The sequence below is a fragment of the Dactylosporangium sucinum genome (assembly GCF_014647515.1).
GTDB lineage: Bacteria > Actinomycetota > Actinomycetes > Mycobacteriales > Micromonosporaceae > Dactylosporangium > Dactylosporangium sucinum.
Map to the genome: position 1 here is coordinate 1 of NZ_BMPI01000071.1, position 11,632 is coordinate 11,632.

Genomic DNA, 11,632 nt, shown 5'->3' on the forward strand with positions numbered 1-11,632 from the left:
TCGCTCCGGAACCGCTCACGCGCCCTCCGCTCCGCTCCGGCCGCCTGAGCCCCACCCTGAACCCACCATGAGCGGCCCCCTCCACTTCGCTCCGGAACCGCTTATCGTCCGCCATGCCCTCCGGTGCGCGCTCACTTCCGCCCCCGCCCACGCTCGTGCCTTCCCAGCCGCAGGCGAGCCGCCGCAGCCACGCCGACTGCGGCCGCGGCGACGGTCACGGAGAGCGTCGCGGCCCGCCGCACGTCCCGCGGGGTCGGCCGGCCGCCGTCGCCGAGCTGTGGCCGCTCCTCGACGCGGCTCCCGTAGACGTTCCGCCCGCCCAGGCGAACGCCCAGCGCCCCCGCCATCGAGGCCTCACACTGCCCCGAGTTGGGACTCGGGTGCCGCCCGCCGTCGCGCTGCCAGACCCGCAGCGCCTGGCCGGGATCGCCACCGACGACCGGCGCGGCGGCCACGGTCAGCGCGGCCGTCAGCCGGGACGGCGCCAGGTTGGCGACGTCGTCGAGGCGGGCGGACGCGGTGCCGAACCGTGCGTAGCGCGGCGAGCGGTGCCCGACCATGGCGTCCAGCGTGTTGACCGCCCGGTAGCCGACGATGCCCGGCAGCCCGGCCACGGCTCCCCAGAACAGCGGGCCGACGACGGCGTCCGAGGTGTTCTCCGCGACCGACTCGACCGTCGCCCGGGCGAGCTCCGGCGCTTCGAGGGTGGACGGATCGCGCCCGCACAGGTTCGGCAGTTGCTCCCGAGCGCCGTCCAGATCGCCGTGCTCCAGGCGGTCGGCCATCACGCGCCCCTCCCGGGCCAGGCTCGTGCCGCCCAGCGCGGCCCAGGTCGCGGCGGCCACGAGAGCCGTGCGGGCCACCGGTCTGCGGCGGGTGAGCCGGGCCGCGGCCGCCGCGGCGGCGACGGGAACACCCACCGTCACCAGGGCGAACCGGGCCCCCGCGACCCGGTCGTCCGCATAGGTGCGCCGCTCGACGAGCGACGCGAACCGACCGAACCCCGCCACCGGATGCCACCGGCGCGGGTCACCGAACACGACGTCGAGCAGTGCGCCGAGGACCATGCCGACGGCGTCTGCTGCGAACCTGGGTTGAGCCATGCGGAGAACCTACCGAGGGGGTCCGACAAAAACGGAGGCGGTCCGGAGCCGGACCTCTAGCAAGCAGATGGCGCAAAAACAAGAGCTTGTCTCACATCCGTCACCGTCTTATTTTGCTGTCGTGCAGCTCGCGCTCCTCCCCGTGCTCGTCCCGCTCCGCGAAGTCCGGCGCGACGATCTGCATGCGCCCGTGCTCGACGACTTCATGGGCGGCCTTGGGGTCGGATACAGCTACGGGCCGCCGTTCGGGCAGCGCCTCGTGACGTGGGCCGATCTCCAACGCATGGAAATGCCTCGAAGGATGCTGCGCCGCCAGGCCGCCCACAACCTCGACGCCCGGCTCGACTCCGTCGCCGTCCACGGCCAGCCGCCCGCCCTCATCCTCAACTTCGACGGCATCGCGTCCACCCTGCTGCTCGCCGAGGCCCTGTGGGCCGGTCTCGAGCGCTCCGTGCCCGGCGAACTCGTCGTCGGCGTGCCGGCCCGCGACGTGGTCATCGTGACCGGCTCGCACTCCCCGCCCGGCCTGGCCAAGGTCCGCCGGGCCGTCGACCGGGTGTTCTTCGCGGGTGACCGCCATCTGCTGTCCCGCAAGATGCTGGTTCGCCGCCGGGGCATCTGGGAGCTTTTCTCAGATGTACGGTCAGCGCCGCCGATGCCGCAGTCGAGCGTCGACGCGCCGATTCCCGGCTACGCCTGATCCCTTCGCGAAGCCCCCTTTCCCTGCTCAGGGCCCGTTGCCGCGCGCTGTCCACCGGCCGGCGGTTATCCACAAGCCGATGGTTGTCCACAGATTCGGCGGTGGGGTCGAGCGGCGGCGGGCCGGGTTGGCGCAGTCTTCTCCCCGAACGGGAGGAGACGGCGATGGCAGGCAACCGGTACCGGTCCGGATTAACCCGATGCAGGACGCGCGCCCCGCCCAAAACCGTCCCCGGCGTCTGAGCGTGCCTGTTGTCAGGCCGACGGGATGCCGGGCTGCCTGCCGCCGCCGGCTCAGCTGCCCCGGCGCCGGCTGGCGACCCGGCGCGCTCAGACCGCCACGGCCCGAAGCTCCGAGCGAAGGAGGTCCATCAGGAAGCACTCACCAGCGAATTCCCCCGCACAGCGTCGCCAGGCTGCGGCCGGACCTGGCGCGTTGCGGGGTTACTCCGGCTCTTCGGTGGCGAGGTCGGCGGCGATGCGCTGCAGGACCTCCGCGGCGGATAGACCCGTGGCCCTGGTGTGCTCGATGAGGATGAGCGCGGCCAGGTTCGTCATGCCGGTGAACGCCCGGCCGATGTCGACGACGGCGTCGTCCTCGCCGATCATCTGCTGGAGGTACTCGGATCGGGTCTCGCCGTCCTGCGGCGACTGGAACAGCAGCGTCAGCACGCCGATGGCGTTGCGGGTGTCCTCGCGGCGGCGCTCGTTCACCGGTACCGCACCCATCGGTACCGCATGGAGGAGCACGTCGGCGGGGCGGTGCACGTCGTCAATCCTGGGCTCCAGCAGGGTCGGGGCGATTGAACGCCGGGGTCGCGCCGCGTGAGGCCGCGGGCGAGGTACACCGTCATCATGCGGCCCGTGAGGCGCTCGTCCGCGGGATTCTCGGGGGCGAGAGGGCGGAGTTCGGCATGGAGATCACCTCGGGACAGGTCGACGGTCGCCAGCGGCGGCGGTAACGAGGAGGCGGAGTGCACGATCCCGAGGACGCGCGTCTCGGCGTCGGGCGTCCGTCCCTGCTCCAGGACGTGTTCGGCGAGCGCCCATCCCTGGTCCAGGACGTGTTCGGCGAGCGCCCGTAGCTCCCCGCCGAGTTCGGCGAGCATTGCAGGCACTGCACGGGGCAGCCGACGGCCATACAGACACGCTACGGCGACTGCTGCGGGACGGCGGGCGGCGGCGACGGCGACGGCTGGGTACCGCTGCATGACCGGTCCTGGGCACGGCGTCCACGCTCGTTCGGCTGTCCGGACTCGAGAGCGGGGCGCACCCCTGGTGCAGCTCATCGGGTGCGGCGCGAGGGGCAGTAGCTCAGGCGGCGGCGGTGCAGGCGGTGGAGCGGCTGTGAACGCGGTCAGAGCAACGTCCTCACAAGACGTCGGTCGCGGGTTCGAGCCTCGTCTGCCCCACCCGACCGCGTTGTCATTCGCGCGCCCGGCGCACTCGGAGGCGACCCGCGGCTCCGTCGCCTGTCCTGCAGCCGTTCGACGCCTTCGGTTTATGCGGCCTCTGCGCGACGGTCCTCCCGGCGTCCGGCGCCTTGCCCCGGACCGTGATGAAGGTCCTCGGGCACAGCCAGATCGGGGTTGATCATGCTGGCTGTATGGGCGCCTGGGCGGCGTGAATGTGGTGCGCCCGGTAGGGATCGAACCTACGACCTTGGGATTAGAAGTCCCCTGCTCTATCCGCTGAGCTACGAGCGCATGTCGTCGCACAGGCTACCGCCTGCGCCGGCGGATTCGCTTGTGGGGAGCCATATCGACGTTCCCAGGACACCACGAGCGGCCGACGGACGGCAACTCCTAATGTTTCGACGCGCGCGAGCCGCGTGAGCGGTGCGGGGCTCAGCCGATGCTGCGGCCGTTGACCTTGGCCCGCATGTGGCGGGACTTCCGCAGGTCGCGGGTCAGGCTCAGGCGCTTCAGCCAGCGGTCCCGGCCGTCGTAGTCGGCCCGGAACGGCTTGCGGCCGTGGACGGTGCGCCAGTTGTCCAGGAAAAGGATCTCGCCGGGCTGCAGCGCGATCTCCTGCAGGTTGGCGTCGATCTCGGTGCAGAGCCGCAGGTAGGCCGCCGCATACTCGTCCTGGTCGGGCTTGTCCGTGTAGTACGGGTCGACGCGCAGATACGGACTGTCCTCGGCGCCGAACATCAGCGCGACCGGCTCCGGGGTGGCGAGCATCTGGTCGACGCGCTGGTAGCTGTCGAGCCGGTCGGCCAGGCCGGGAACGTCCTCGCGGTGCTTGAGGTGGGCGTCGTCCGGCCGGATCACGTAGCGCTCCTCACGCAGCAGCGCCCGGTCCTCGGCGCTCAGCCTGAGGTCGGCGACCTGGGCCAGCGTCGTCGCGACGTTGTCGTGGTTGCGCAGGCACATCAGGCCCACGTAGTCGGGCCGGAACGGGTGGTAGGCCTCTTCGGTGTGCCACTCCAGGTTGGAGATCGAACCCGTGCTCGTCTGGTCGAGCTCGTGGCCGGGCTGCGGGGCGACGTGCTGGAGCAGGCGGCCCTGCTGATACGTCTCCCAGCCGATCGGGTCGCCCAGGCAGGAGGCGAAGAGGAAGAAGGCGATGTCCTGGCGCAGGGTGGTCCGCTCGTCGTGCGGCTGGCCGAACGGCGTCAGGCCGATCCGCTCGTCGTCGACCGGCAATCCCTGGATCAGAATTGCGCCGTTGGTCTCCTCCATCTTGAAGTCGAGCAGCTCGGCCCGGATGCGCGAGGGCAATTCGTGCGAGGCAAGGGTGACGGCCCGGAGGAACGGCCCACTTTCGACGGTGTCGAACTCGCCGGCCAGCCGCTCGATCGTGGTGGTGATCGAGTCCAGCTCAACGGCATCGACACGTAGCGTGGCCGGTGCGACCATGCCGCCCTCCAGATCACAAACAGGAACCCGATGGGCAGACGGGTCGTGGATTGTCGAGTCGATACAAGGGCCCCGCCTGCTCGCCGACGAGTCCGCCGGGGAGCCTATTGGCTGCCACGAACGACAGTCAACGGGGCAACGAGCGGCGGTGCTCGACCGTTACGAATTGTAAAGCTGCAGTGCGAGGCCAGCGCATGAACTGCCCACATCATGCGCCTGTTTCGTTATCCGCTGTCGGATCTTGGACTGCCTTTCAGGCAATCGGCGCGGTCAATCTGACCGGACCGGCGCCACGGCCGGCCCGGTCAGGAACACTTCTCCGCACACCGGGCCCGCCTACCCGGGACGGCGGATGCTATACCCGCGCCGCCACACGAAACCTGTGGTTAGGCGGGGACCGCCACCCGCCGCGAGCGGCGCCGCCGCCCGGCGGCCGGCTCCGGAACGTCGTCGTCGCCGTCGTCGGCGTCGTCGGCGTCGTCGGCCTCGTCAGCCTCGTCGGCGTCATCCAGGGACTCCTCCGAGACGGGTTCGAGCGACTCGGCCAGCTCCGCCAGCACCTCCTCCGCGAACGGGTCACGGACCGCCTCCTCGTCCACCAGGGTGACGTAGCCGCCGAGGTCCTCGTCGTAGGCCCGGCGCCGCGGCAGCTCGGTCACCTCCGGAGCCGGCTCCGTCGGCGCCTCGCCGATGCGCTTGTCCGCCTGGTCGTCGTCGATCGACGAGGTCTGCGTGCTGGCCTTGATCCGGGCGAACCGCGACCGGCCGCGGGCCAGGTCGTGGCCGACCGAGAACGCGTCCAGCTCGTAGCTCACCCGTTTGACGTGATCGTCGCCCTCCCAGTCGCGGCTGTAGAGGCGCCCGGTGACGATCACCGGATCACCCACGTTCACGCTGCGGGCCACGTTGTCGGCCAGCTGCCGCCAGCAGTTCACGCGCACCCGCAGGCTGTCACCGTCGACCCAGCGCTCGTTGGCCCGGTCGAACCGGCGCGAGGTGGCCGCCACCTTGAAGTGCGTGACGAGTGACTGGCTCTCCACCAGGCGCCGGGCGTCCGGCGGGTTGAGCACGTTGCCGACGATGGTCACCGTCGTGTCGAACATCTCCGATCTCCCTCCAGTTTGTGGGTTCGCCGGGCAGCTTGCGCCACGAAGGCCGGTCCCCGCTGCGATCTTGGGCCGGATCTGTGGATAACCGGCCGCTTGTGGACAGGCCAGCCGATCAGGGTCGAAGCGGGTACCGTGCCGCGCATGGACAAGGACCCATCGAGCAATCTCGTCGCGTTCCGGCTGGCCGGCGTCGAGCGGCCGGCGATCGGTCAGGGGCGGACCCGCGACGACGACGCCGTGCGGCAGGCCTGGCGCGAGGTGCAGCGCGCGCACCGCGCGACCGGCGCGCAGGTCGTCGAGCTCTACAGCGAGTGGGAGCCGTCGGCCGCGGACCTCGCGTTCATCGAGCACGAGTTCCCGGAGGCGCGGCTCACGTACTCGTTCGACCGGCCGCGCGACGGCGACTGGGACGCCGCGTTCGCCGACGCCCACCAGGCGATGGCGAAGGCCGAGTTCGAGCGGAAGGTGCGCCACGCCGAGGAGCACGGCGAGCTGCTGCCGGTGCTGTGGACCGTCCGGCCGCAGAGCGGCCCGCTGCTGCAGGCGCTGCCGTTCCACGAGGTGGTGCCCGGCGGGCTGGTCGTGGCGCTGGCGACGGTCGCGGCGACCGAGCGGGGCACGATCGGCGTGAGCCACTTCATGGACCGCTCCACGTTCGGCGAGCGGCTCGGCGAGGCGTTCGGCAACCTCACCCGGGGCCTGCGGGTGGACGCGCTCGACAACGGGGTCCTGTCGTTACGCCGCGAGGGCTACTTCGTCTCGTCGGCGGTCGCACTGCCGGACTTCCCGCAGCGGATGACGCAGCTGCTGGAGACCGACCGGATCGTGGTGGCGATCCCCGACCCCGACCACCTGCTCGTCGCGGCGGCCGGCAGCGGGCCCGCGGCCGAGTTCGGCCGGATCGTGCGGGAGTCGCCGTTCGAGGGCACCGAGCTCGCGCCCATGCTGCTGGAGGGCGGTCACCAGAGCCTGCGGGTGATCCAAACGTATCCGTAGTTGTCTATACAACAGCCGGACACGCAGTGTTCACGGCGGAATTCGATGGTGTCGCCATGAAAGCCAAGCCCGGGCTCAGCCGACGCACGTTCGTCCTCGGTGGGCTCGCCACCACCGGCGTCGTCCTCGCGGCCGCCAAGAGTGCGCAGGCCGCCGTCCCCTATCCGTTCCAGCTCGGCGTCGCCTCCGGCGACCCGGACGCCAGCAGCGTCGTCCTCTGGACCCGCCTCGCCCCGTCGCCCCTCAACGCCGACGGGCAGGGCGGGATGGCCAACGCCGACGTGGCCGTCGACTGGCAGGTCTCGACCACCGACACGTTCACGTCGCTCGTCGTGTCCGGCACGGTGACCGCCCGCTACGCGGAGGCCCATTCGGTGCACGTCGTGGCGGGCGGGCTGAACCCCGACGCCGAGTACTACTACCGGTTCCGGGCCCAGGGGCACATCTCGCCCGTCGGCCGGACCCGCACCGCGCCGGCCGTCACCACCGTCGGCCGCGACCTCACGATGCTGTTCGCCTCGTGCGCGCACTTCGAGTCGGGCTACTACACCGCCTACCGGCGGATGGCCGACGACCGACCCGACCTGATCCTGCACCTCGGCGACTACATCTACGAGGGTGGGGCCGGCTCCTCCGGAGTGCGGCAGCACCTCGGCGCCGAGATCGTCTCGCTCGCGGACTACCGGCGACGCTACGCGCAGTACAAGAGCGATCCCGATCTCCAGGCGGCCCACGCCATCGCCCCCTGGCTGGTCGTGCCCGACGACCACGAGGTCGAGAACAACTACGCCAACATGGTGCGGGCCGACAGCAGCCCGGCGCTGACCACCGCGCAGTGGACCGCCCGGCGCACCGCGGCCTACCAGGCGTACTACGAGAACATGCCGCTACGACCGGCCAACAAGAACAGCGGAAACTCGATCCAGCTGTACCGCCGGGTCCGGTGGGGCCAGCTCGCCACCTTCCACATGCTCGACACCCGCCAGTTCCGCAACGACCAGGCGTGCAACGACGGCTGGAAGGTGTGCGCCGACGCCGACCTGGCCAGCCGCAGCCTGCCCGGCACCGCCCAGGAGAGCTGGCTGCTCGACGGCCTGGGCCAACACCTCGGCAAGTGGGACGTGATCGGCCAGCAGGTGTTCTTCGCCAAGCAGTTCGACGCGAGCGGCGCGTCGAACATGGACGCCTGGGACGGTTACCGGGCCTCGCGGTCGCGCATCCTGCAGGGCTTCACCGACCGCGCCGTGCGCAACCCCCTGATCCTCACCGGCGACGTGCACGCCAGCTGGGCGAACAACGTCATGAACGACGCCGGGACCGCCACCGTCGCCACCGAGCTCGTCTGCACCTCGATCACCTCGGGCGGCAACGGCTCGGCCACCACGACGATCCCCAACGGCGCCACCAACCCGCACCTCAAGTTCTACTCGAACCGGCGCGGCTACGTCCGGACCCGGATCACCCAGGCACAGGTCACCGCCGACTTCCGCGGCCTGGCCTCGGTGACCGAGCACGGCGCCGCCGCCAGCACGCTCAAGTCGTTCGCGATCCTCGACGGCCGTCCCGGCCTTCAGGCCCTGTAAGGGAGCACGATGGCCGCCATCACCACCGCCGCGGTCGCCGCGGCTCTCGCCGCCGCGTCGATGACGTGGACCACCGCGAACAGCGTCGCGACCGGCGACCAGGACGTGCCGAGCATCGCCACGAACCGCAACGGCCAGGTGGCCGTCGCGTGGGAGGACGACCGCGACAGCACCGACCCCGCCGACAACAACCACTCCGACGTCTGGGTGCGCCTGTTCACCAACGGCACCGCCAAATACGAGCTGAAGCTGTCGGCGGGCGGCACCAGCGGTACCAATTGGAAGCACATCAGCCCCGACGTGGGCCTCGACGACAAGGGCAACGCCGTCGTGGTCTGGGCCGAGGACGCGGACGGCAACGGGGTGTTCAACATCCAGTACCGTGTGGTCTCCCCGACCGGCTCGGTGCTCGCGTCCGGCCGCGCCAACGCCGACACCGCCGGCGACCAGATCCTGCCGAAGGTCGCCGTCGACCCGGACGGCGCGCCGTCGACGGCGGCCCCGGCGTTCACGGTCGTCTGGGAGGACGTCCAGGGCACCACGTACACGGTCAAGGCCGCCGGCTACACCGCGGCCGCCACGAAGGCCTACGAGGTCTTCGCGAGCCAGACCACCGGCCAGCACCACCGGCCGGATGTGGCGGTCTCGGCGTCCGGCGACGCGCTGGTCGTCTGGGACGAGGACGGCGACGGCAACGGGTTCTACAACGTCGGCCTGGTCGGCCTGGCCAAGGCCACCGGCGCGGTGACGCTGTCCCGGCGGGTCGCCAACAGCGTCGCCGACGGCCAGCAGCGCCACCCGGCGATCGCGGCGAACTTCAACGGCGACTTCGCGATCGCGTACGAGTCCGACCACACCGGCACCGCCGGAGTGTGGACGCGGTCGTTCGGCGCCGGGGCGGTCGCCCGCGGGGCCGAGGTGCTCGTCGCCAACGGCGCCGCCAACCCGGTGATCGGCATCGACGGCCAGACGAACACGGTCGTCGGCTGGTCGGTCGGGGGCACCAACCCGGACGTGTGGGTGCGCGGGTTCAACGCCGACGGTACGGCCACCGGGCGCCTCGCGGCACAGACGCTGAGCCAGACGGCGACCGGCCGCCAGGAGCAGATCGGCGTCGCGGTCTCGCACTGGGGCGAGCTGAGCGTCGCCTACACCGACGACAACGACGGCAACACGTTCGACCAGGTCATCCTGGGCACCGGCGGGGTCAACTCGGACTGGTGAGCGACAGGGCGGCGCCCACGGTCTCGCGCACGCACGCGGCCGGCCGCGGGCGCCGTTCGCTGGGGGTGGCCTTCGTCGCACTGCGGCCTGTTGATCCGCGCTATTGTTGAAGCATCAACGAGTAAGGAGCGCGCATGATCCAGGTCGAGGTGTGGTCGGACATCGTCTGCCCCTGGTGCTACATCGGCAAGCGCCGCCTGGAGCGGGCCCTGGCCACGCTCGACGGCGCCGATGGGGGCGTCTCGGTCGAGTGGCGTAGCTTCCTGCTCGACCCGTCGACGCCGACCGGCGACCCGCGGACGGTGGCCGAGTCCCTCGCGGCCCGCAAGGGCCTCTCGCAGGCGCAGGTGCGCGGGATGTTCGCGCACGTGACCGGCATCGCCGCCGAGGAGGGGCTGCGGTACGACTTCGATCGCGCCCGCACCGTCAACACCCTCGACGCCCATCGGCTGCTGCACTTCGGCAAGGCCGGCGGCAAGCAGGGCGAGCTCAAGGAGCGGCTCATGCGGGCGTACTTCACCGAGGGCGCCGACGTGGGCGACCACGCCGTGCTGGCCGGCCTGGCGGGTGAGGTCGGGCTCGACGAGGTGGCCGCGAAGCAGGCGCTCACCGACGGCTCCTACGCCGACGGGGTGGCCGAGGACATCGCGACCGCCCGGGCGTACGGGATCAGCGGCGTGCCGTTCTTCGTCTTCAACGGCCGGCTCGGCGTCTCCGGCGCGCAGCCCGTGGAGATCTTCCAGCAGGCGCTGCGCCAGTCGTCGCTCACCGTGCTCGGCTCGCCGGACGCGGACGCCTGCACCGAGGACTCCTGCGCGATCTGACGCACGTGCATCTGCGGGTGCGGAATAGTAAGGCCACCGCGCCCGCAGTCAAGAGGCAGGAACGTTGTGCACGTGAACCCGTGAACATGAGTGACTGCTTTCCGGCAGGCACAGATCGGGTGGCCAGTTCTACGCTGCATGCTATGAGCGCAGACGTGCTGCACAGCTACCGGATGCAGGTCGCCCGTGGGGTCCGCCGGCTGGCCGTCGACGACACCGAGCAGGTGGCGGATCTGCTGGAGCAGCTCGGATATCCGCAGGGCGAGACCAACATCGCGGAGCGGCTGCAGCGCTGGGTCGAGCACCCCGACGGTGCCTCGTTCGTCTGGGACGAGCGGGGCCGGCTGCTGGGCGTGATCGCGGCACACATCATCCCCTCGTTCGAGAAGGACGGCGCCTGGCTGCGGATCGTGGCCCTGGCGGTGTCGGAGTCGGCCCGTGGGCGCGGCATCGGGACGAGCCTCGTGGCCGCCGCCGAGACGTTCGGGCTGATGCGGGGGTGCTCGTCGGTCGAGGTGACCAGCATGCGAACCCGCGAGGGCGCGCACGCCTTCTACCGGGCGCTGGGCTACCAGGACCGGTCGGACGCGGCTGGTCGCTTCCTGCGCCAGCTTCCGTAGGCAGCTTCCACCGGGGTACTTGATCCCGGCTTGCCGGTGCTGCCCGAAATGCGACTTCGTGCAGTTGCAGCGAAACTACCGGCCCGCCAGCCGGGTCCCCAGCGTGGTCGCCACCTTCACCAAACCGTCCTCGGCACCGGCGGGAAGGTCGCCGCCGGACAGGTTGGCCACCGACAGCACGACGATGAGGTTGCTGACCCGCATCGTGATGATCTGCGGCGCCCCGATGGCGTTGGTGCGCTGGCGGATCGCCTGCTCACCAACGCCTTGCAGCCGCTCGGTGTCGCCACCGCCGACCGCGTCGATGAAGCGCTCCGCAAGCTCGGGCCCGCCGACGTTGCCCCGCTTGGTCACCACCGTGAAGCCGACGTTGATCTGGGTCTGGCCATCGGTCGCCGTACAGTTGTCGCCGTCCGCGGCGAGCTTCGGGTTGGCGAGCACCGGCGCGACGGTCGCCGCGTCGAGGGTGCTGCAGCCGGGGGCGGCGCTGAAGCGGCCCGAGTCGGCGAAGGCGCCGATGGAGTACGCGACGCCGAGGACGGTGACCGCCGCGGCCACGAGCAGCGCCGCGGTCACCAGAACAACCCGCCAGAACCGCCGCATCGCGACAGTC

Annotated in this window: 11 protein-coding genes and 2 tRNA genes; 7 read left to right on the forward strand and 6 right to left on the reverse strand. The window is 71.1% G+C overall.

Annotated features, from left to right (window positions below; genetic code table 11):
* Positions 1–131: 131 nt before the first annotated feature.
* Positions 132–1,103 (reverse strand): cobalamin biosynthesis protein, encoded by a 972-nt coding sequence (locus IEZ31_RS45325; RefSeq protein ID WP_190256354.1) that lies wholly within the window; start codon positions 1,101–1,103, stop codon positions 132–134.
* Between the two features lie 121 nt (positions 1,104–1,224).
* Here IEZ31_RS45325 and IEZ31_RS45330 point away from each other — a divergent pair, with 121 nt between their 5' ends.
* Complete coding sequence (locus IEZ31_RS45330) at positions 1,225–1,803, forward strand: DUF1444 domain-containing protein (RefSeq protein ID WP_190256355.1); 579 nt, start codon at positions 1,225–1,227, stop codon at positions 1,801–1,803.
* Between the two features lie 443 nt (positions 1,804–2,246).
* Here IEZ31_RS45330 and IEZ31_RS45335 read toward each other — a convergent pair whose 3' ends face one another.
* Positions 2,247–2,570, reverse strand: coding sequence for a hypothetical protein (locus IEZ31_RS45335; protein ID WP_190256356.1), 324 nt, complete (start codon positions 2,568–2,570; stop codon positions 2,247–2,249).
* 535 nt (positions 2,571–3,105) lie between these two features.
* On the opposite strand from IEZ31_RS45335, the gene IEZ31_RS45340 reads away from it, so the two are divergent.
* A tRNA-Val gene (locus IEZ31_RS45340) sits at positions 3,106–3,214 on the forward strand.
* A 218-nt stretch (positions 3,215–3,432) separates the two neighbouring features.
* Here IEZ31_RS45340 and IEZ31_RS45345 read toward each other — a convergent pair.
* The 3 genes from IEZ31_RS45345 to IEZ31_RS45355 all read right to left on the reverse strand — a co-directional run bounded on the left by IEZ31_RS45345 (position 3,433) and on the right by IEZ31_RS45355 (position 5,766).
* Positions 3,433–3,508, reverse strand: a tRNA-Arg gene (locus IEZ31_RS45345).
* 141 nt (positions 3,509–3,649) lie between these two features.
* Entirely contained in the window at positions 3,650–4,663 is a 1,014-nt protein-coding gene (gene gntD / locus IEZ31_RS45350) for a guanitoxin biosynthesis L-enduracididine beta-hydroxylase GntD (RefSeq protein WP_190256357.1), read from the reverse strand.
* 386 nt (positions 4,664–5,049) lie between these two features.
* The gene (locus tag IEZ31_RS45355; protein WP_190256358.1) at positions 5,050–5,766 is read right to left on the reverse strand and encodes a single-stranded DNA-binding protein; all 717 of its coding nucleotides are present in this window, start codon (positions 5,764–5,766) and stop codon (positions 5,050–5,052) included.
* A 147-nt stretch (positions 5,767–5,913) separates the two neighbouring features.
* On the opposite strand from IEZ31_RS45355, the gene IEZ31_RS45360 reads away from it, so the two are divergent.
* The 5 genes from IEZ31_RS45360 to IEZ31_RS45380 all read left to right on the forward strand — a co-directional run bounded on the left by IEZ31_RS45360 (position 5,914) and on the right by IEZ31_RS45380 (position 11,019).
* The gene (locus IEZ31_RS45360; protein WP_190256359.1) at positions 5,914–6,768 is read left to right on the forward strand and encodes a hypothetical protein; all 855 of its coding nucleotides are present in this window, start codon (positions 5,914–5,916) and stop codon (positions 6,766–6,768) included.
* A 56-nt stretch (positions 6,769–6,824) separates the two neighbouring features.
* On the forward strand, positions 6,825–8,351 hold the full coding sequence (locus tag IEZ31_RS45365; protein ID WP_190256360.1) for an alkaline phosphatase D family protein: 1,527 nt from the start codon (positions 6,825–6,827) through the stop codon (positions 8,349–8,351).
* 9 nt (positions 8,352–8,360) lie between these two features.
* Positions 8,361–9,575 (forward strand): hypothetical protein, encoded by a 1,215-nt coding sequence (locus tag IEZ31_RS45370; RefSeq protein WP_190256361.1) that lies wholly within the window; start codon positions 8,361–8,363, stop codon positions 9,573–9,575.
* Positions 9,576–9,709: 134 nt separating this feature from the next.
* Complete coding sequence (locus IEZ31_RS45375) at positions 9,710–10,399, forward strand: DsbA family oxidoreductase (protein WP_190256362.1); 690 nt, start codon at positions 9,710–9,712, stop codon at positions 10,397–10,399.
* Positions 10,400–10,542: 143 nt separating this feature from the next.
* Positions 10,543–11,019 (forward strand): GNAT family N-acetyltransferase, encoded by a 477-nt coding sequence (locus tag IEZ31_RS45380; protein ID WP_229836847.1) that lies wholly within the window; start codon positions 10,543–10,545, stop codon positions 11,017–11,019.
* A 75-nt stretch (positions 11,020–11,094) separates the two neighbouring features.
* Here IEZ31_RS45380 and IEZ31_RS45385 read toward each other — a convergent pair whose 3' ends face one another.
* Entirely contained in the window at positions 11,095–11,622 is a 528-nt protein-coding gene (locus tag IEZ31_RS45385; RefSeq protein ID WP_190256363.1) for a hypothetical protein, read from the reverse strand.
* Between the last annotated feature and the right edge of the window lie 10 nt (positions 11,623–11,632).